The sequence below is a fragment of the Alteromonas sp. KUL106 genome, from assembly GCF_009811415.1.
In the GTDB taxonomy this organism is placed as follows: Bacteria; Pseudomonadota; Gammaproteobacteria; order Enterobacterales; family Alteromonadaceae; genus Alteromonas.
In genome coordinates this window covers 1-20,310 of the sequence record NZ_BLIG01000052.1, presented here as the reverse complement: position 1 = coordinate 20,310, position 20,310 = coordinate 1, and the positions used below count along the sequence as shown (strand labels likewise).

Sequence of the window (20,310 nt, the reverse complement as noted above, 5' to 3'; positions counted from 1 at the left end):
ACGCTTGCCGTTTCTTTTCGAGCAGCTTTTTTTATGTTTCGGTCCTCTTGACTCTCGATCGCCGTGCTTTATTCCCAAAGGGCGAGTTTAAGATGTCCGTACTCTTTGTTGTGTCACCTTGATGTAGAATCACTATCACTGCGGTAATACGCCGCGATTACTAATACTTTAAATCTCGCTGGGTGGGCAATTATCTAAGCGGACTGCTATTAAGGTATCTGTTTGAATAAGTCCACCAGAAACATATCGTAACACTTCGTTATTCGCTAAATTTCTTTCTCTGCGTTATAAAGATATCAAAATGATATCAAGGGTAATCGACATGCAAGAAAAAACAGGTTTTTCAGTCAATGGATATTTGATGATTGGCATTTTGCTAATCGCCCAAGTAGCGGCTTTTTTTTACGCCGTAGGTGGAAATGCTGAAGCGGGCGCGGTGTTAAGTTTATTGGTCGGTACCTTGTGGGCAGGCTTCTTTATTGTCCAGCCCAATCAGGCTAAAGTGATGACGTTCTTTGGGAGCTATGTAGGAACCGTCTCCAGCGTAGGACTGCGCTGGACGATTCCACTTTTTCGCAGACTTAATATCTCGCTTCGTATTCGCAACTTCGAGAGCGCAAAAATAAAGGTTAATGACAATCAAGGCAATCCCATTGAAATCGCATCCATTATTGTCTGGAAAGTGACAGACACTGCAGAAGCCGTATTTGATGTCGATGACTACGAAAGCTTTGTAAGAATTCAGAGTGAGTCAGCCATTCGCAACATGGCGAGTAGCTTCCCTTATGATCCTCGTGATGATGAACAAGCTGAAGTGGCTCTTCGCAGCCACCCCATAGAAATTTCAGAACGGTTACAACAAGAAATTCAGGCTCGTTTGGCGAAAGCCGGGATCACCATCTTGGAGTCTCGAATTAGTCATCTTGCCTATGCTCAAGAAATCGCCAGTGCCATGCTACAGCGTCAACAAGCGTCAGCAATTGTCGCTGCTCGCAAGCTCATTGTTGATGGCGCTGTGGGCACGGTAGAAATGGCGCTTCAACGCTTAAACGAAACAGGCGTAGTAGAGCTTGATGAAGAACGTAAAGCGGCAATGATAAGTAACCTCTTGGTTGTACTTTGCGGAGATAAATCTACGCAGCCAGTCATTAATACCGGTACAATTTATTAATTCGGTTTTCAGTTTTTAATTCTCGTGCCGTAGAAACCTGCTGCGGCACATAAGGTTTTTATTTTGGCAAAGAAAAAAGCGTATCCCCTTCGGATAAATGAAAATGTACTTGCCGCTATGGAAAGGTGGGCTGCTGACGACTTACGGAGCGTTAACGCACAAATTGAATATGTGCTTCGGCAAGCGCTTGTGAAGCAAGGTAGAGTGAAGCTCGTTGAAAAAGTCGCAGTAGAAGTAGAAGTTGTTGATTCAGTTAACAATAGCAATACCTAGTTTGGACCGTAGGTTACGATATTTTCGACATTTTGATTAGCGCTTGCGCCTAATGTTGTGGATAAGCGCACAATCAAAATAAGGAAAGAGAAAGCTGCAGTTAACTGCAGCTCTGGGGAAAGGCATATACTAAACTATATTTAAAGAGGGTTTTTGGCTGTCCATCTGCGCATAAATGCAAGCCCACCTATCAACAAGAGTGAGAAAACAGTCCATGTGCCGCCATGTTCTTCCACTATCACTACCGTATCTTCTACAACGTATTCGTAGTTTTCACTTTCAAGAGAAATGTAGGCTAGTGCACCGTCGTCGTAAGCATCGGTAAAGGCCACAAGCATTTCAGTATCTGCATCGTATAGCTCCAATAATATGTCGTATTCATCGGGTGGAAAGCCAGAGACTAACGAGCTTTCAATGGTAAAGGTATCCGTTGAATCTTCTGAATAGATATAGAATTCAGACGACACGTGAATAGCGTCGTAAACACCATCCCTGCCTAAATACAAGACAGCGTATACCGGTGCTCGTGTAAATATAGTATCGGCGTCAAACTCAATTGAAAAGGTAGAGTGATAGCCGTCGTAGTCTATGTCTTGCTCAAGCGTTACCCAGCTTTCATAAATCCAGAATTCATTAACGCTGCTAATCACTATGTCGCTTGATGACTTATTCACACCCAGATGATGTTGATGTTTGTTGGTCTTACTGGGTGTATTTTGTTGTGAGGCAACGCCGTTGGTAGAGTGCTCAACAACACTTTCATTTGGTAGGCCGTCCGTGGTTTTAGGCAAGAGTGAACCAGCGGCTTCAAAGGGTTTGTCGTAACGAAACTCGTTTGAGGTAACCTGTTTTTCTTCTGATTTACTATCGGTATTTGCGTGCGCGGGTGACAAAAGCACAAGCTGTAACGTGGCGATAGCAGAATAAGCAGTAAGCGCTCGTATGACGTTTTTCATCTGTCCATCCTTTTCCAATCGATAATGACAGTGTCATTGTTGACGGAAAAAGATGAACGAAAGCTGAAGGGTAACTTAATGACCGCTCAGCGTTGAAGCGGATAGTGAAATTTAGTCGTCGAAGTAGTGGTCTTCTTCTTCGTAATCACCTTCTTCACGAGGTTCAAAGTACGTGCCCCAACCATCATAGGTAACGTCGTGTTTGTCGGCAATTTTTAGCAGTGCGTCAGAGTCACTGTTAAGTTTTTCGATATCAAGCTTTCTTTCTACAACAGCGTCGAAGCAGAAAATGGTTTCGCCATCATCGAGTATTAGCTCTTCCGCATCAGTGACTTCAAATCCAGCTTTGAAGGCATCAACTGCCGCCTTTTCTAGAACATCAAAGTCGGTGCTGGCGAAATGGTGCTCAATGGTATAATCGGCGTCAGCTTGGCTACCGTCTTCTAAAAGGGCATCAATGGTTTCTTGATTAAACGCGTACCACTCTTCTCTTTCATCGAACTGGGTCATAATAAACACTCATTAGCAATTTTGACGCAAGTTTACCTGCTTTTTTCTAGTTCAGCGACCTGAGTATTGAGCGTCTCGAATTTTTGTTTCATTTGTTCGTTGAAATGTACCATCCATTCTTTAATAGACTGCTCTTCAGTAAGGGGAACTGGGGGGGAAATATCAATAAGCACAATGCCGTTATCCCAACGATTCCACTTTACTTTCTTATGTAAGTTACTGGCAGTGACCATAACGACTGGCTCATTCGTCGTTTTAGCCAAGCGAAAAGCACCCTGCTTAAAGGGAAGAATACCTCTACCGTTGCTTCTGGTGCCTTCTGGAAACAACCACACTGATGTTTTCTTTTTAGCAATGCGGTTTGCGGCGATGTCTAGTGTATTTCGCGCTTTACCTGAATTTTTTCTATCGATCATAATATTCCCAGATAGCCAGTATATTTGGCCAAAAATAGGGATCCACTTTAAGCTCTTTTTTCCGATAGTGACCACGCCTGGTAAAGCGGCTTTGCATATGGTTATGACGTCGAAGCTATTTTGATGATTAGCAATAAAAACATAGGGCTCGTTAATTTTAACGGATGGGTCCTTTCTAATAATGAGCTTTAAACCCACAATTTTTGCCATAAGCGAATACAAACTTCCCGCCGCATGAACGTTATCTTTGTGAAATGGACGCACAATGCAAATGATCAGCAGAACGATGTTGATTAGCAAAAATGAGATAAAAAGTGCTGGAATGCGAAATAAAGCGATCAAAACAACTCCTAGATTCAATTGACGCGCGCAGTATAGATGAAGTTTCAGCGTACACTTGTCCGATGAGTTTTTACAGCGTTAATCTAAGAACCCTCTTTTAATTTAAAAAGTCATTACGTTTATCACCTTTAGTATGAGGAAATTTTGCCGATACCCAATTACAATAAGAAGAAGCGCAATCGAACCTAACTCGGTAAATAGTATATGCAAACATTCACTCCAGATGACCTAGAAGAAGATATTCTTGCTGACCTAATGGAGGAGATAAACGAACTCTACGAATCTAGTGAGCAAACACTGATCGAATTAGAGCTTCGTCCTGAAGATAACGACTTGCAGCGTGCGCTTTTTCGTTCAATTCACACAATTAAGGGAGATTTAGGCTTAGTTAACTTTTCTCCTATGATCCCACTTTTACAGCACGTTGAAGACCTCTTGGATTACTTGCGCAAAGGACAGGTCTCATACACCAGCACAATGAGTGATTTGGTATTACTCACCATGGATAGGGTTAAAGCCTTTGTTGAAAGCGTCATGGCGAACGGTAAGGCAGAGTATGATGATAATCTTCATAACCAGCTTGTGTTAGCGATAAGCCGTGTAACGCCCGACAATTCATCTGACCATGAAAAGCGCCTGACAGAAGCCGTACTGTTGCTCAATCCAGCCCTCGACAGAGTGGTAGACGATAATGAACAGCCTAGTGTTCAAACCAAGCCAGTCTCTCTTGCATCAACAGGCATACCTAAAGATATCAGCAGCGAAAAAAAGCAGGACATTCTGTTTTTTCGCGATCTTATGCAGTCCATAGAGCGCCGTTCAGAGTATTGGACCGGCCGAGGTGACCGAGTCGCCAAGCTTGCTATGTATATCAACGACGTCGCCGAAAACCCTGTTGATGAAGATCAGCTCGCCGTTGCCAGCTATGTTCACGATTTTGGTATGGCCTTTATGCCGCTTAAGTTGCTTCATAAAGGTGATGCACTAAGCGATAACGAGTTTAACCTTATGCGCTCTCACGTCTACAAGAGCGCAAGACTGTTAGAGCACCTCGACCAGTGGGATATGGCGAGAAAGATTGTAATGCAGCACCACGAACGCACAGATGGAAGTGGTTACCCGCTTGGGTTAAAAGAGGACGACATCTGCGAAGGTGCTAAGCTACTCGCGATTGTAGATACTTATGACGCCATGACACATCCTAGAGCGCATAACGAAGACAAGGTTTTATCCAAAAAAGAGGCGGTGATTGAAATTAACCGCAGCGCTAAAGGCCAGTTTAGTATGAAGTGGGTGAGGCTGTTTAATCAGGCAATGACAGCGTTACTTACCAAAGGGCACTAGGTCCTACAGTGTCAGTAAGTCATTCAAAAAAATAGCAGGATTGTGTTCCTGCTATTTTTTTATGCCAAACGTCAAAGGGTGATTAATTCACACCGAGCTCTTTAAGCTTTCTCGTTAACGTATTTCTTCCCCAACCTAAGCGTTTAGCCGCATCTTGTTTATGACCGTGAGTGTGCTGAAGTGCTCGCTCAAGCATGATGCGCTCAAACGTAAGCATGGCGTCGTTTAAAATGTTGTGATGGCCATCGCGAAGTTGCTTATCCGTCCAGGTAGCGAGTAAATCAGGCCATTCACCCGATTCTGTACTTGGTTTTTCTATTGAGCTATCACCGTGAATTTCTGGTGGTAAATCGCTAGGCAACACCTCCTGACCACTTGCCATAACCGTAAGCCAGCGGCATACGTTTTCCAATTGTCTGACGTTTCCTGGCCAAGGTAGTTGAGACATTACGCGCTCAGCATCTTTAGAAATACTTTTTGCTTCTACATCCAACTCTTTTGCCGCCCGACGTAAAAAGTGACGTGTGAGCAGGGGAATGTCTTCACGACGCTCGCTAAGCGACGGAAGGTGCACACGAATAACATTTAATCGGTGAAACAAGTCTTCTCTAAATTTGCCATCCGCAACGCGCTGCTCAAGGTTTTGATGGGTAGCTGCAATAATGCGTACGTCTACACTTACTGACTGGTGACCACCGACACGATAAAACTGTCCATCAGCAAGCACGCGCAAGAGACGGGTTTGTACATCTAGTGGCATATCGCCAATTTCGTCTAAGAAAAGTGTACCGCCATCGGCTTGTTCAAAGCGGCCCTGTCGGGCTGCTTGTGCGCCCGTGAACGCGCCTTTTTCATGTCCGAATAGTTCGGACTCTACTAGATCGGCGGGAATAGCGGCCATGTTAAGCGCAATAAAAGGTTTACTTGCTCTGGGGCTGTGCCTGTGAAGCGCGTGCGCCACAAGCTCTTTACCCGTACCCGATTGACCGTTAATAAGCACGCTTATAGAAGAGCGAGACAGGCGACCTATGGCACGAAACACTTCCTGCATGGCAGGGGCTTCACCAATTATTTCGGTTACCACGTCTTCCACTTGCGCTTTGGAAACCGTTGATTGCTCTCTGGAATGTGCAAGCGCGCGCTGGGTTAACGTTACCGCCTCGTCTATATCAAATGGCTTAGGCAGATATTCAAATGCCCCTTTTTGATAAGCGTTTACTGCACTATCAAGGTCTGAATGCGCCGTCATTATAATAACCGGTAGCATAGGGTGTGAAGTATGCACTTCGTTCAATAATGTCATGCCGTCCATTTGTGGCATTCTAATGTCTGAAATGATGACCTCTGGGGCTTGGCCGCTTTGAAGTTGAAGCAATAAATCTTCAGGGTTTTCAAAACTCAAGCAGCTAATTTCTGCCGCTTGCAAGGCCTTTTGCAGCACCCAACGAATAGAACTGTCGTCATCGACAATCCACACAGACTCATTCGTCATCGTCTGTCTCCTTACGATCTATTGGTAGATAAATTACGAACTCAGTGTGACCAGGGTAGCTGTCTACATCGATTTTGCCGCCGTGGTGGTTAATGAGGGTTTGTGATATCGATAAACCCAGCCCAGAGCCATTTTGTTTACTAGTAACCATGGGATAGAAAAGCGTATCTTTGATTTCCGGTGGAATTCCCGGGCCGTTATCAATAATTTTTATTTTTGCTACAAGTGCATGACGTTTTGTTTGAATTGTCATTTGGCGCTCGATACGGGTTATCAGCCTTATTTCCGGATTAGGCGTTTGGCTTTCGGTCAGCGCCTGTACACTGTTTCGAACGATATTAAGCACGGCTTGTTGAATCATATCCGGATCGAGCATCAGAGGCGGTATGCTAGGGTCATAGTCGCGAATGATGGTGATAGGATTATCAGAGTCAAACCGCATTAGACTGCGAATTTTTTCTAGCGCTTGGTGCACGTTACTTTCTGTAAAGCGAGGTAGGGAATTTGGCCCTAATAGACGGTCAACAAGATTTCTCAGACGATCCGATTGCTCGATGATCATCCGAGTAAACTCTTTATGTTCCTCAGCGAGTTCCTTTTCTAAAAGCTGTGCAGCGCCACGAATACCGCCCAATGGATTTTTGATTTCATGAGCAAGACCGCGAACGAGCTCACGGGCAGCGTAATGCTGAGCATTTTGTAAGTTCTCTCGCGAAATACGTTTTTGCTGGTCAATCTTTTTAACTTCAAAGAGAAGACGAGGCCCATCATCAAAATGTAAGTTAGTCACTGTGAGGTCTGCAGACACGTAGCGATTATCCCTAAATGCTAGTTTTACCTCGTTCTCAGTGAAGTCTTCACCTTTTCTTATAGCGGCCTTTAATCGTGTTGTTTCTATTGTGCCGGGTAGGAAAAAATCTTGAAGCAGGTGCCCAATAAGCTGTTTCAACCCCGTTTCAAATAATGCCTCACCAGCATGATTGGCATAAACGATGGTGAGCTTGCTGTCCACCATAACGAGTGCCGTGTTGAGGCTATTAATTAGCTGTTGTGTCTCTAACTCGGTTGAATGCATCCGAGCTTGTCTCCTTTGCACCATATTTGTGCATTGTAGCTTGCAATGATGCGTAGCGCGAATAAAGAAATGAGTGAAGAGTATTCACTGAACCTCCTTGGTGCGCTTACATAACAACGGTTGCACGCTATTAGTTATTAATTAACGCCGATGCCTGATGAAGGTAAAGGGTTTGAACTGGAGACGATGCAAGAGTCTTGCCCGTATTATTAGTTAGTTCAACTTTGTACGTGTGTGCCCCACGATGGATACCAGAGAGTTTAAAAATACCAGAATTATTGCTAGCAATTGGGGCATCATCAAATATCAAGCGATAAATTGGCGCTTTGGGTGCACCAGTTTGAGCAGCTGAAATGGTGAGTTCGCCAAGATTATTTCTAATCGTTGCCTCTGGGGCTGGGCTTTTTATTACGACCTTATAGTTGGGCTTTGGTTTATCGGGTTGTAAGGGGGAAGGAGGGGGGACTTTAACAGCCTTAACAACATTTTGAGTTTGACCGTCAAATAAAAGGGGTTCAGCATTTGGCTGAGGTTTATCTGTATATATGACGTCGCCATTTTCGGCAACGACCTTATAAACCTTTTGGGAAGCGCTTGCGCTAAGAGACGCCTCTTCATTATTGTTAGATGCTTCTGTGGTTTGTGGGGTTGTTGTTTGGTTAAGAGCAACAGCCGTAGCGTGCAAAGATGTATGGCTTAAAACAAGAAGCAACGGAATAAGGTAGATGTTTTGCGTTTTGTTTAGCACGTCTAGATACCTAGTTATCAATTTATTCAGTGAGCGCTCGCGTTATTTCTTAGTTCAAGTCTCAACACTCACGCGCAGTACGCTGCTTTGTAGCGTAATAAAATGGCGCTACTTCGCTTGAATGATTGAGATGTTGCGATGAACTAGTATTGCTGTAGAACTGCGTTTTATCAATCAACACTATCACTATACACCTAAATTTAGCGGATAATAAACAGACATAAAAAAAGCCCGCAAAGCGGGCTTAGTTTGTAACTAGCTATACAGAGTATAATTACACGCTGTAGTACATGTCGAACTCAACTGGGTGAGTTGTCATGTTAAGTTTGGTTACTTCTTCAGACTTAAGAGCGATGTATGCATCGATCATGTCGTCAGTCATAACGCCACCTGCTTTAAGGAAGTCACGGTCGTTATCAAGTGCTTCAAGAGCCATTTCTAGCGAGCTTGCAACTGTTGGGATTTCAGCTGCTTCTTCTGGCGGTAGATCATACAAATCTTTATCCATTGAATCGCCAGGGTGGATCTTGTTCTTGATACCGTCAATACCAGCCATAAGCATAGCGGTGAACGCTAGGTATGGGTTAGCCGTTGGGTCAGGGAAGCGAACTTCGATACGACGCGCTTTATCACTTGTTACGTGAGGAATACGGATCGACGCAGAACGGTTACGTGCAGAGTATGCAAGCATTACCGGCGCTTCAAATCCAGGAACCAGACGCTTATATGAGTTAGTAGAAGCGTTAGCAAAAGCGTTGATTGCACGCGCGTGCTTGATAATACCGCCAATGTAGTAAAGCGCTTCTTCTGAAAGGCCTGCGTACTTGTCACCCGCGAAGATGTTTACGCCGTCTTTAGAAATCGATTGGTGGCAGTGCATACCAGAACCGTTATCGCCTACAAGTGGCTTAGGCATGAACGTAGCGGTTTGACCGTATGCGTGTGCGACATTGTGTACTACATACTTGTAAACCTGAATTTCGTCAGCTTTTTTAACCAATGTGTTGAATTGGCAAGCAATTTCGTTTTGACCAGCTGTTGCTACTTCGTGGTGATGCGCTTCGATAACAAGGCCCATTTCTTCCATGATTAAGCACATTGCAGCACGGATGTCGTGTGCAGAATCTACTGGTGGTACTGGGAAGTAACCGCCTTTAACGCCCGGACGGTGCGCCATGTTGCCGCCTTCGAACTCTTCACCAGAGTTCCACTTCGCTTCAGCAGCATCAATCTTGTAGAAAGAACCTGCCATATCGGTGTGGAAACGAACGTCGTCAAAAAGGAAAAACTCTGGCTCTGGGCCAAAGAATACGGTATCACCGATACCTGTTGTCTTAAGATACTCTTCAGCGCGACGTGCAACAGAGCGAGGGTCACGCTCGTAACCTTCCATTGTTGAAGGTTCAACGATATCACAACGGATATTAACCTGTGTTTCTTCAGCAAACGGGTCGATTACACAGCTGTCTGCATCTGGAAGAAGAACCATGTCTGATTCATTGATGCCTTTCCAGCCAGCGATAGAAGAGCCGTCGAACATTTTACCTTCTTCGAAAAACTCTTCATCAACTAGGCCCGCAGGGATAGATACGTGTTGTTCTTTACCTTTGGTATCGGTAAAACGTAAATCTACAAACTTCGCTTCACTTTCTTTAATCAGCTCTAATGCCTTATCAATCGACATCGTGTCCTCCAGGTTTAATGTAAAAAATGCGGGATGATCAGCTTCAACCCAACAGTGAAAAAAGTGAAAGCGATTATCATGCCATCTATATGTATGCCGATTTCTCTGGCATAGACGGGAACCAACCACTTCCCCTTGTACCAAAATGCACCATAAAGGTGCTTTGGTGCACCGTTATGGTGATTGGTTTGTTTTTACGTTAATCAGCCTAGAATACTTTGTTGCATATGGCTACCTAATATGATCAATTCGGTGCAACAGGAACGGTCAATTGTTAAACAAGTTACTGAAAAGCAATAAAACACCAATCCACCAAAAAAAAGATGCGCAAATGCCGTGGTTTTTCTGTACAATCCGCGCAAATTTTCTATCTGCATTTTTTTGCAACAAATCTAACGCATACTCCTTTCCACTGAATTGAAGTAGTCGTTGATTTACACAGGCTCTATATAAGCATGAATACCACTGATATAAATAAGTTGCGTAACATCGCAATCATCGCCCACGTTGACCACGGTAAAACCACCTTGGTAGACAAACTGTTACAGCAGTCTGGCACCCTCGAGTCTCGAGGCGAGCAAGAAGAGCGCGTAATGGACTCGAACGACATCGAGAAAGAGCGTGGCATTACCATCCTAGCTAAGAACACAGCGATTAACTGGAACGACTACCGTATCAATATCGTCGATACTCCAGGACACGCTGATTTCGGTGGTGAAGTAGAGCGCGTAATGTCGATGGCTGATTCTGTACTTCTACTTGTAGATGCACAAGAAGGCCCAATGCCTCAAACGCGTTTCGTTACGCAAAAAGCGTTTGCGCAAGGTCTTAAGCCGATTGTTGTAATCAACAAAATTGACAAGCCAGGTGCTCGCCCTGATTGGGTAATAGACCAAGTTTTCGACTTGTTCGATAACCTAGGGGCTACCGACGAACAATTGGATTTCCAAGTTGTTTATGCTTCTGCACTTAACGGTTGGGCATCACTTGATGCGGATACTAAAGAAGACGATATGACGGCGTTGTTCCAAACCATCGTTGACCAAGTATCTGCGCCTGATGCAGATATCGACGGCGCATTCCAAATGCAGATTTCTCAGCTTGATTACAACTCGTATGTAGGTGTAATCGGTGTTGGCCGTGTTAAGCGTGGTTCTGTTAAGCCTAACCAACAAGTAACGGTTGTTACTGCTGATGGTAAAAAGCGCAACGGTAAAGTTGGCTTGGTATATGGCTACCTTGGTCTTGCTCGTCACGAAGTTGAATCTGCTCACGCGGGTGACATTATTGCAATTACAGGTCTTGGCGAACTTAAGATCTCTGACACTATTTGTGACGTGAACACAGTAGAAGCGCTTCCTCCACTAACGGTTGATGAGCCTACCGTAACCATGACGTTCCAAGTAAACACGTCACCGTTTGCAGGTAAAGAAGGTAAGTACGTAACGTCGCGTAACATTCTAGAACGCCTTAAAGACGAACTAGTACACAACGTTGCACTTCGCGTTGAAGAAACGCAAGATCCGGACAAGTTCCGCGTATCTGGCCGTGGTGAACTTCACCTTGGTATTCTTATCGAAAACATGCGTCGTGAAGGTTACGAGCTTGCGGTATCACGTCCAGAAGTAATTCTTAAAGAAGTTGACGGCGCAACGCAAGAACCATACGAAACCTTGACTATCGACTGTGAAGAGCAGCATCAAGGTTCAATCATGGAACAGCTTGGTATGCGTAAAGCTGAAATGACCGATATGTCGCCAGATGGTAAAGGTCGTGTACGTATCGACTTTGTTATTCCAAGCCGTGGCCTAATTGGTTTCCAAACAGAATTCATGACAATGACGTCGGGTTCGGGTTTGCTATATCACACGTTCGATCACTACGGTCCGTACAAAGGCGGTATCATTGGTAAGCGTAAAAACGGTGTACTTATTGCGAACGCAAACGGTAAAGCATTGACTAACGCGCTGTTTAACCTTCAAGAACGCGGTCGCCTATTCATCGGCCACGGTGTAGAAGTGTATGAAGGTATGGTTATTGGTATTCACAGCCGTGACAACGACCTTACTGTAAACGCCCTTAAAGGCAAGCAGCTTACTAACGTTCGTGCATCAGGTACTGACGAAGCGCAAACACTTGTTCCACCGATCAGAATGTCTCTTGAGCAAGCGCTTGAGTTCATCGATGATGATGAACTTGTAGAGGTAACGCCTGAGTCTATTCGTATTCGTAAGAAACTTCTTACAGAGAACGAACGTAAGCGCGCGTCTCGTGCACCTAAGTCTTAATTCTTTTTAAGGCTTTAATTGATCTTGAAATGCCAGCGTTTGCTGGCATTTTTTTTAGTTGGCGTAGTATTTATCACTCAAATTTCGACCAATGGTTAGTGGTCAAAGATAATTTACCTACCTATGCTTACAATATTAGTGTGTACCAATTAAAACGACTGACTGATTGTTAAGGGGAGTGTATTGTTTTCTGTAGCCGTAGTTGAAGACGACCCTATCACGCTTGATATGATAACGGATGCGCTAGAAACGCAGCTAGATGCAACCGTTTATTCGTTTACACGCAGCAAGTTTGCTCGGGACTTTTTGTTACAACAAACCGCTGACTCATTGAGCTTGATTATTAGCGATCAGGTCATGCCCGATTATGATGGTCTAAGCCTTCTAAAAACCTGCCATTCGTCTGGCCTTAACGTCCCATTCTTACTTATTACCGCAGACCCTAATAAAGCATTAGTGATGGAAGCACGCAAGCTTCACGTAACGGGTTTTTTAGCCAAGCCATTAAATATGAAAGAGTTAATTCAAAAGTCCAAAGAAGTAGCAGTGCGCGATAAGTAGTATGATTATGTGATGTGATTTATCTCTAATTAAGTACATTTCGATATAGCGAATTCTCGTTAAATCGCCTAATTCCCCTAGTTTATAACGTAGGAAACTTCTACACTGTTGCCACAAGTTATTATGCAACAGGATGTAATGTGAGCACGTTATTCGATAATACTCCCCCTCGAAAAGACACCTTCTCGTTTAAATGGCAAAAGTACAAAGGAAAAGATGTTATCCCTGCGTGGGTTGCCGATACCGAATTTCGTTGTGCTCAGCCAATATTAGACGCCATATCAGGTTATGTGGAACACGGAAATATGGGGTACATTCTTCCAGCGCACCATGAAGGCGCAATTCAAGCGGTGGTCAGATGGCTCAGAGATAAGCACCATTGGGACATTCAGCCTGAATGGTTAGTTTGGACACCTGGCGTGGTACCTGCGTTCAACGTCGCTTGTAAAGCTTATTGTGAGCCTGGTGACAAGGTGCTCATACAAACCCCGAACTATCCACCACTTTTAGCTGCACCTAAATTAAATGGTTTGGAACGTGTTGATATTGGTACGGTTATTCAACATGCTAATGGCGATATTTCCGAGACAATTAATGACGTTGAGGGTGCGAGATATACGCTAGACTTTGACGCGCTGGAAAGAGAAGCGGCAGACCCTCGGTGTAAATTGTTTATTCTTTGCAACCCAATGAACCCAGTCGGCTCAGTACTCTCAAAAGAGGAACTGGCACGTATTGCTGATATTTGTAATGCAAACAATGTAAAACTGTGTTCGGATGAAATTCACTGTGACCTCATTTTAGAAGATGGGAAACAGCATATTCCTGCGGGGCGAGAAGCAATGCTTGCGGAAAATAGCGTAACCTTAATGGCCGCAAGCAAGACGTTTAATGTAGCGGGTTTAGGTACGTCATTTGCTATTATCCCCAACCGTCAACTTCGCCAGGCGTTTACTAATGCCGCAGCGGGGATCGTACCTTGGGTTACCGTCTTAGGACTTGCTGCAACAGAAGCCGCGTTCACTCAATGTGACGACTGGCATCAGGCACAACGTGAATACCTTCGCGAAAACAGAGACATGGTGTTCAATACCATTAATAACATAGATGGGCTGCGTATGCTAAAAGCAGATGCAACCTTCCTTGCGTGGGTTGATGCAAGCGGGCTGGGTGTAGAAAATGTTCAATTGTGGGCGGAGGAAAAAGGGGTAGGGCCATCTCCTGGTATAGACTTTCACAAGGCGGATCATTTCAGAATTAACTTCGGGTGCAGCAAAGCAATGCTGCAAGATATTCTGCAGCGCCTTGCGAGCTAGCTTGAATAAATTTGGGGGCAGCCATGACTCTGCCCCAAAGTTTGCTTTTTTAGCTGAATACACCTGCAAGCTTATACATACCTAACGCAATAACGGTGCCTACTACGACAAAGCCCGCCAAGTTACTTTTCCACGTATTTCTAAACTCGCCAAGCGCCGTGCTTTTGTTCATCACCACAAGCAAAAATATGGCAATGATAGGAAGTAACAAGGCATTGGTCGCTTGCGCGAATAAAATGGCAGGTAAAGGCTTAAAGCCGAGCGCAGCTACACTGACCCCAATAACGATGATAATAAACCATACTGCTTTAAAGCTCTTACTTTGCATATCGTCAGATAACCCAAGCGCACCGGTTACCGCATAAGCGGCGGCGAGTGGCGCGGTGATGGCGCTGGTTAGTCCTGCTGCAAATAAACCAAGTGCAAAAAACCATTGTGCTTTATCGCCTAAAACGGGCTTGAGTTGTTCTCCCATATTAGACGCGTCCATGGTTGCCGCTTGATTGAAAAACGCCATCATGGCCGTAGCCATAACAATCAGTGTAATAAGGCCGCCCATGCTAATTGCTTTGGCCGACTGATTGCGGCAAGCTATAACTGCATCATGTTTATTTTGCCCTTTAGAAGATTTCGCAACGAGACTTGCATGTAAAAATAAGTTGTAGGGCACGATTGTTGTGCCTATTAGTGCAAGCACGGTGGTAATTGCGTCAGCATCTAAGCGCGGAGAGATGAATTGGCTAAACATAGCTGCAATATCTGGTTTTGCTACCAAAAGCGTCACCAGAAATACCCCGGCCATGATAAACACCAAATAGACGAGAACGGTTTCAATCCATTTGTAGCTTCCGGACCAAAGCAAAACAATTGCAATTGTGCCTAATACGCTGGCCCATGGGCCTATGCCTATGCTTATAAAGGCATCTAAGCCGATGGCGGCCCCCGTGAGGTTTCCCGACTCGTAGGCCGCGTTACCAATACCGATAGCACTGACAATAAGCAAAATAAACGCATTTTTTAGCCAAGGTTTATATGCCATATCCTTCATTGCACTGGCTAAGCCTTGTCCACTTGCCACGCCTAATCGAGCTGCCATGTCTTGCAGCACTATGGTGGCGAAAATGGAAAAAAGCAGCGCCCAGACAAGGTGAAACCCAAAATTGGCACCTGCTAAGCTTGCTGTGGTTACTGTTCCTGGGCCGATAAATGCGGCCGCGATGATATATCCTGATTTATCTTTTGCCATTGCAACGACTCTTAGTTAAGTTTTGCTATCATGACAATAGGTAGGCGAGCACGCAACAGTACCGCTAAACCAATACAGTAACAGATTGGCTTTAAACCTATTGTCGCGAACCCAATGCTGGCAAGTCATTTTCTCTTGCTTTTACCGTTAAGACGCTGTGGTAAAAGGTTAAAAGATACGCCCTTAGCAAAGTGGCCGCGCAGCCTACCGTTTCACGAAATAGAACGCAAATTAAAATAGGATATTAATGGTGAAAAGCGGTTTTCCGATAACTATGATTCGCGATATTGTGTCGTTGCCTACCATGAGGACGGTGCTACCATCTTATTATCAGGTGGATGGAATGATCTTCGCTGTTGCGTCCTCTCCAGAAATTCCCATGCCCGAGCAATGGATGCCTTGGTTAATACAATCAAGTGACGGTAAACTCGTAGATAAAGACGTGGATAAACTCGCTGATGGGTTAATGAACGGTTTGCGCGCCCACTTAGATTTTATGCGTCAAGAGAAGTCACCTCTGCCTAATGAACTGACTGTGGCTGAGGATACAGGTGACTTTTCGCGTCCATCGACAGCTTTAGAAAGTTGGCTAACAGGGCTACTTCACGTACATAAATTGTTAGAGCCAGTTTGGGAAAGTGCGTGGCAACAGTTCGAGAAAAAGCATGCAGACACGAGTAGCGAAGCGCCTGAGGCGCGATTGGCCCGTTGTTTAAAGCTGTTTTCTACACTGGCAAACGTGGATTTAGCACTGTCATATCGCAATCAAAAACAAGCCGCCCAGCTCAAAAGCAACATGCTGTTACTGATAAGACAGCTGCCTTCCGTTCTTGCGGATTACACAAAGCTATCGGGAGAATTGGCTGGTGCATTACCCAATCAATTTGAAACGTTCACGAAAACGCGATAGTAGCCGCAAGCGTTCGCACTCCTTGTTGCGGCCAACGCTATCGCTGATGCTGACGCTGATTTAACGTATGTTTAAGTGAGGCTGTATAACTATCGAGCTCTAGCTTTGCTTTTTCGTATTGCTCGTTCAAGCGTGAAGAAGCCGGTTCCCTCATCAAGGCTTTAAATGCCAAGTCGGTTTGTTTAAGCAAATCTTTGAGATGTTGATTACTGTCGTCCATGTCGTATTCCGAAAAGTACATTTAATTAAATCCGAGATACAGCTTGAACTCGGTGTTCTCTGTGCTCGCATCGTTATTGTCGCTTCAGCTCGAGGCGTTGAATACTTCCTTTTTCAAGCCCCGAGGGAATGTCCAATCTAAAAGGGTTTTACCACTGCCAAACAAACTATAGCAAGAATTGCTAATACCGGTACTTCGTTCAAGAATCGGTAAAATCGCGGAGAATGTCTATTTTCATCTCGCTCAAATTGTTTCAACAGTTTAAACAAATAGATGTGGTAGCCGTAAATAGCAAGTAAAAGCAATAACTTTATGTGGAGCCACCCAGACATTTTAAACCATGTGCCACCATAACTGACAATAAGGGCAACGCCGAATACCAGAGTTAACAAGGCGAATGGTGTTACAAAGAACCATAAACGGCGTTCCATGACTTTAAATTCGTCTTTTACGATTTGAGATTGAGTGGTGGCGTGATAAACAAAAAGTCGTGGTAAGTAAAAAAGTCCTGCCATCCATGCCAACATAAAAAAGATATGCAGTGCCTTAAACCATAAAATGTACATACTAATATTGGGCCTTCTGTAAAAAACTTTGCAAAATATTCCAGGTAACTACGCCAATGATATCGTTAAGCTCTTGGTCGTAAATATAAACTGCACCAGAGCGCGAGTTTTTTAGGTGTTCATATACCTCGTGCAGAGTGGACTGTGCACTAATGCCCTCCATATCGTAGTAGTTAAGCGCTGTTGCATCGTGTTCCAAACTTACGTTGTATTGGACCAGTTTATACTGCACATCTATTTCAAACTTTGATTTCTGCACCACAATTTTTGTCGGGTTATTTTCCAAATAGTTGGAAAGCGCTGCCTCTGGCGCATCATGAAAGAGCTTGTATTCTGTGTTCATGGCAGCCAGTACACCGGTTTTTTCAAGGGCTTCTCGAATAGAAGAAATCGCATAGGGAAGATTTTGATAATCTAGCTGCCGTATAAATATGGAGCGGTTTCCAAAAAATTGCGTAGAAGTAACATAAGCCGGCACAATAACAAGCATAGCGGGCAAGATAATTTGAGGGCTGTAAGAAAGCTCCATCACTGCTGATAGGGCAGCGAGCGGGGCATGCAATACAGCAGTTAACATACCTGCGATGCCAAGTAGCGCGAAGCTATTTGTAAATTCAGGCACATTAATAAAGTACGACAAAGGTAGAAGCAACACGGCGCCAGCTAGCATGCCGATGACCATCACAGGGCCTATGATCCCCCCCGGTATACCTAAGCCAATGGCGAAGACGGCTAGAATCACTTTGAACACCAGTGTTGAGACAAGCAGCAGTGCGCCTGGAGAGCTATCAAACAAACGTTCGACGTCGATAAAGTTAGCGCCAAGGGCTTCAGGTATAAACATGCCGATAGTGCCTGTGATCAAGGCGGCGAGTATAAGGCGCCACACCATCGATACCGGTCTGAATAACGTCATTACCCGCATTAACTGACTATTAAACAACACGGCTAATACACCGAGAAGGATACCTAAAAGAACTAAATAGAAATACATCCACTGACTGAACGCGTTGAACGATAAAAACGAAAGTTCGTTGACCTCACCAAATACAATACGTGTGAGTACCGACCCGCAGGCTGCGGCTAGCATGATGGGAACGAAAATATGGATTTTGTATTCTCGCAGTACCACTTCCATCACAAAAATGACGGCGGCAAAGGGCGTATTAAATGAGGCTGAAATACCAGCTGCAATTCCGCATCCGGCAAGAATGCGAATGCTGTTGTAGGGCAGGCGAAGCCACTGGCCTAGAAAGCTACTGCTTGATGCGCCCATATGTACAGAGGGGCCTTCTCTTCCCACAACAAAACCACCCGCTAAAGCGAGCATGCCGCCAAAAAATTGATTGATGGTGGTTCTTAAAGGTACATAGCCGTAATAATATTTTACTCTATGGATAACAAAAGGAATGCCGAGGCGGTAATGTTTGAAACCAGTAAGAAAAGCAATAAAAAGTATGCAGCCCACGCTTATCAGCGGCATGACAAACCATACTAACCCGTCGTGAGTGAGAAACGATTTAAGTGACGACACCCCTGTTTCCTGCAGCCATTCAACACATAGCCGAAACAGAATAATAATGAGCGCCGCGCAGGTTCCCCCTACAATGCCTAGCATGCACAACTGAATGGATGTGCGTGGATGAGCTACTTCCTCTCTTAAAGCCTGCAAGCGCATGTTATGGTACAGTAGGTTAACGTAGCTAGCAGCTTACCATAAACACTAAAAATTCATAATATTAAGAACGCGTTAGCGTTTTGTACTTTTGTTGATGAAGAGATCATGACAACCGATCAGTTAAAAGACATATTAGGGGACTACAAATGGTCACTGCTGGTGGCAGTTATCATGTTAGCCATGGTGGGATTTGGCTATCAAGTCGCTCGAATGATTGATGAGGGCGACAGTAAAAAAGTTCAGGCGCAGAAAGAAACCATCGCGATTCTTTCAAAGGAAAATCATGCTCTAACTACAAAGGTAAATCAGCTTGAGGTCGCAGTGGAACTTGCCTCTTTAGAGACGGAAAAAATTACCAGTGCGTTAGGTGAGCAGAAAAAAGAAATAGAAGCACAGCAAGAACTCATCAGCTTTTACGAGCGAGTAATGGCACCTGAAAAAACCGATGCAGGGTTTGCGATTGAAGGTGTTGAAGCCTTTAAACTTGGTGATGGAAGCTATCAGCTGAGAATGGTGCTGCTTCAGTCGAAGCAGAATAAAGCGGTAATAAACGGAAATTTAAGCATAACGATTGTTGGAAAACGAAATGGCGAACCTGTTAGGTTAACTTCGGGCAAGGACAGTATGCTTGAAGAGGACGTCAAATACCGCTTTCGCTTTTTCCAAGCGGTAAACGTAATGCTTTCTATCGACAGTGACATAGAGGTGGACGCTATTGAGCTATCAACCACCGTTTACCAATATAAAACGCGCAAAGACGACTACAAACTCAGCGTACCGTGGAGTGATGCTATTTCTACAGAGCTAGAGTAAGTCTTCCATGAGGACACTGGTTTAAACGTCTCGCGATATTTAGGTGGTAAGGGGCTTCGTTAATATTGCATGCTGCGATTAAAAAATAACCATGAAACGGTCGAACAGGTGCGCCGGAAATGGCGCACCTATATTGGCGACCTTAAATCGTGTGCACAATTAGCTCGATAGCGTCACTGTGCCTTTCATTATGCCAATGTGGCCAGGGAATGAGCAGAAAAACATGTAATCTTCGTCTTTACTGTGGCCAGGGAATGAGCAGAAAAACATGTAATCTTCGTCTTTACTCAATCCTTCAACTGAAAACGTGGTTGAGGTTTGTTCTCCACCGCCAATAATGTCAGTAGCGGCGATCACGCGCTCATCACCAGGCTTAACGTAATTGTTGTCTAAACCTGCACTCATGCCATCAGTAGCGACCGCTTGACCATTAGCTTTTGTTGTCATTACCCAGTTGTGCCCCATGGATTGCTTTGGCAGTTGTCCTGTATGTTTTAGGGTAACCGTGAACTCACTGCAGCTTGCAGGTATCGTCACATTTGACGTATTGAACTGCATAGCATCGTTACTTTCGACGGTAACTTGGCAATCGTTGGCAAATGCGCTGGAGGCTAAGAAGAAAAGAGTAGCGCCTCCAAGTAGTTTCTTAATCATAGATAATGTCCTTTAAACTTCGGTTAATTTCGCCTTCCGGCGGAGTT

General features: G+C 44.5%; 20 protein-coding genes. 8 read left to right on the top strand and 12 right to left on the bottom strand.

Annotated features, from left to right (window positions below; all coding sequences use genetic code 11):
- The first annotated feature begins 322 nt into the window (after nucleotides 1-322).
- Both GVO63_RS18135 and GVO63_RS18130 read left to right on the top strand, forming a co-directional pair.
- The gene (locus GVO63_RS18135) at nucleotides 323-1,171 is read left to right on the top strand and encodes an SPFH domain-containing protein (protein ID WP_159581719.1); all 849 of its coding nucleotides are present in this window, start codon (nucleotides 323-325) and stop codon (nucleotides 1,169-1,171) included.
- A gap of 63 nt (nucleotides 1,172-1,234) precedes the next feature.
- Nucleotides 1,235-1,444: a hypothetical protein gene (locus GVO63_RS18130; protein ID WP_159495329.1), complete on the top strand. Its 210-nt coding sequence runs from the start codon at nucleotides 1,235-1,237 to the stop codon at nucleotides 1,442-1,444.
- Nucleotides 1,445-1,584: 140 nt separating this feature from the next.
- On the opposite strand, the gene GVO63_RS18125 is transcribed toward GVO63_RS18130, so the two are convergent.
- The 3 genes from GVO63_RS18125 to GVO63_RS18115 all read right to left on the bottom strand — a co-directional run bounded on the left by GVO63_RS18125 (nucleotide 1,585) and on the right by GVO63_RS18115 (nucleotide 3,668).
- Nucleotides 1,585-2,400 carry a choice-of-anchor H family protein gene (locus tag GVO63_RS18125; protein WP_159581709.1) on the bottom strand — a complete coding sequence of 272 codons (816 nt, stop codon included), beginning with the start codon at nucleotides 2,398-2,400 and terminating at the stop codon, nucleotides 1,585-1,587.
- Nucleotides 2,401-2,511: 111 nt separating this feature from the next.
- Nucleotides 2,512-2,910 carry a ribonuclease E inhibitor RraB gene (gene rraB / locus GVO63_RS18120; protein ID WP_159495327.1) on the bottom strand — a complete coding sequence of 133 codons (399 nt, stop codon included), beginning with the start codon at nucleotides 2,908-2,910 and terminating at the stop codon, nucleotides 2,512-2,514.
- Between the two features lie 32 nt (nucleotides 2,911-2,942).
- A complete protein-coding gene (locus tag GVO63_RS18115) occupies nucleotides 2,943-3,668 on the bottom strand; it encodes a 1-acylglycerol-3-phosphate O-acyltransferase (protein WP_159495326.1) in 726 nt (241 codons plus the stop codon).
- Nucleotides 3,669-3,872: 204 nt separating this feature from the next.
- Here GVO63_RS18115 and GVO63_RS18110 point away from each other — a divergent pair, with 204 nt between their 5' ends.
- Nucleotides 3,873-5,012, top strand: coding sequence for an HD-GYP domain-containing protein (locus GVO63_RS18110; RefSeq protein WP_159495325.1), 1,140 nt, complete (start codon nucleotides 3,873-3,875; stop codon nucleotides 5,010-5,012).
- An 82-nt stretch (nucleotides 5,013-5,094) separates the two neighbouring features.
- On the opposite strand, the gene glnG is transcribed toward GVO63_RS18110, so the two are convergent.
- The 4 genes from glnG to glnA all read right to left on the bottom strand — a co-directional run bounded on the left by glnG (nucleotide 5,095) and on the right by glnA (nucleotide 10,011).
- Nucleotides 5,095-6,504: a nitrogen regulation protein NR(I) gene (gene glnG, locus GVO63_RS18105; RefSeq protein ID WP_159581707.1), complete on the bottom strand. Its 1,410-nt coding sequence runs from the start codon at nucleotides 6,502-6,504 to the stop codon at nucleotides 5,095-5,097.
- Entirely contained in the window at nucleotides 6,494-7,579 is a 1,086-nt protein-coding gene (glnL, locus tag GVO63_RS18100; protein WP_159495323.1) for a nitrogen regulation protein NR(II), read from the bottom strand. Before glnL ends, glnG begins: the two co-directional genes overlap by 11 nt.
- 130 nt (nucleotides 7,580-7,709) lie before the next feature.
- Complete coding sequence (locus tag GVO63_RS18095) at nucleotides 7,710-8,327, bottom strand: DUF4124 domain-containing protein (protein WP_159581705.1); 618 nt, start codon at nucleotides 8,325-8,327, stop codon at nucleotides 7,710-7,712.
- 274 nt (nucleotides 8,328-8,601) lie between these two features.
- On the bottom strand, nucleotides 8,602-10,011 hold the full coding sequence (gene glnA / locus GVO63_RS18090) for a glutamate--ammonia ligase (RefSeq protein ID WP_159581703.1): 1,410 nt from the start codon (nucleotides 10,009-10,011) through the stop codon (nucleotides 8,602-8,604).
- 455 nt (nucleotides 10,012-10,466) lie between these two features.
- Here glnA and typA point away from each other — a divergent pair, with 455 nt between their 5' ends.
- The 3 genes from typA (at nucleotide 10,467) to GVO63_RS18075 (ending at nucleotide 14,176) form a co-directional block, all read left to right on the top strand.
- On the top strand, nucleotides 10,467-12,299 hold the full coding sequence (gene typA, locus GVO63_RS18085; RefSeq protein WP_159495320.1) for a translational GTPase TypA: 1,833 nt from the start codon (nucleotides 10,467-10,469) through the stop codon (nucleotides 12,297-12,299).
- 183 nt (nucleotides 12,300-12,482) lie between these two features.
- Nucleotides 12,483-12,860, top strand: coding sequence for a response regulator (locus GVO63_RS18080; RefSeq protein ID WP_159495319.1), 378 nt, complete (start codon nucleotides 12,483-12,485; stop codon nucleotides 12,858-12,860).
- A gap of 140 nt (nucleotides 12,861-13,000) precedes the next feature.
- Nucleotides 13,001-14,176 carry a MalY/PatB family protein gene (locus tag GVO63_RS18075; protein WP_159581701.1) on the top strand — a complete coding sequence of 392 codons (1,176 nt, stop codon included), beginning with the start codon at nucleotides 13,001-13,003 and terminating at the stop codon, nucleotides 14,174-14,176.
- A 49-nt stretch (nucleotides 14,177-14,225) separates the two neighbouring features.
- Here the strand turns inward: GVO63_RS18075 and GVO63_RS18070 are convergent, their stop codons facing one another.
- Nucleotides 14,226-15,422 (bottom strand): Nramp family divalent metal transporter, encoded by a 1,197-nt coding sequence (locus GVO63_RS18070; RefSeq protein WP_159495317.1) that lies wholly within the window; start codon nucleotides 15,420-15,422, stop codon nucleotides 14,226-14,228.
- 247 nt (nucleotides 15,423-15,669) lie between these two features.
- On the opposite strand from GVO63_RS18070, the gene GVO63_RS18065 reads away from it, so the two are divergent.
- Complete coding sequence (locus GVO63_RS18065) at nucleotides 15,670-16,332, top strand: UPF0149 family protein (protein ID WP_159581699.1); 663 nt, start codon at nucleotides 15,670-15,672, stop codon at nucleotides 16,330-16,332.
- 37 nt (nucleotides 16,333-16,369) lie between these two features.
- Here the strand turns inward: GVO63_RS18065 and GVO63_RS18060 are convergent, their stop codons facing one another.
- From GVO63_RS18060 to GVO63_RS18050, 3 genes are all read right to left on the bottom strand, one after another.
- Nucleotides 16,370-16,552, bottom strand: a complete 183-nt coding sequence (locus tag GVO63_RS18060) for a hypothetical protein (RefSeq protein WP_159495330.1) — start codon at nucleotides 16,550-16,552, stop codon at nucleotides 16,370-16,372.
- Between the two features lie 137 nt (nucleotides 16,553-16,689).
- Nucleotides 16,690-17,118: a CopD family protein gene (locus GVO63_RS18055; protein WP_159495315.1), complete on the bottom strand. Its 429-nt coding sequence runs from the start codon at nucleotides 17,116-17,118 to the stop codon at nucleotides 16,690-16,692.
- 1 nt (nucleotide 17,119) lies between these two features.
- Entirely contained in the window at nucleotides 17,120-18,796 is a 1,677-nt protein-coding gene (locus tag GVO63_RS18050) for a chloride channel protein (RefSeq protein WP_159581697.1), read from the bottom strand.
- Nucleotides 18,797-18,901: 105 nt separating this feature from the next.
- On the opposite strand from GVO63_RS18050, the gene GVO63_RS18045 reads away from it, so the two are divergent.
- Nucleotides 18,902-19,609 (top strand): DUF6776 family protein, encoded by a 708-nt coding sequence (locus GVO63_RS18045; RefSeq protein ID WP_159495313.1) that lies wholly within the window; start codon nucleotides 18,902-18,904, stop codon nucleotides 19,607-19,609.
- Between the two features lie 159 nt (nucleotides 19,610-19,768).
- Here the strand turns inward: GVO63_RS18045 and azu are convergent, their stop codons facing one another.
- Nucleotides 19,769-20,263, bottom strand: a complete 495-nt coding sequence (azu, locus tag GVO63_RS18040) for an azurin (RefSeq protein WP_159581695.1) — start codon at nucleotides 20,261-20,263, stop codon at nucleotides 19,769-19,771.
- Between the last annotated feature and the right edge of the window lie 47 nt (nucleotides 20,264-20,310).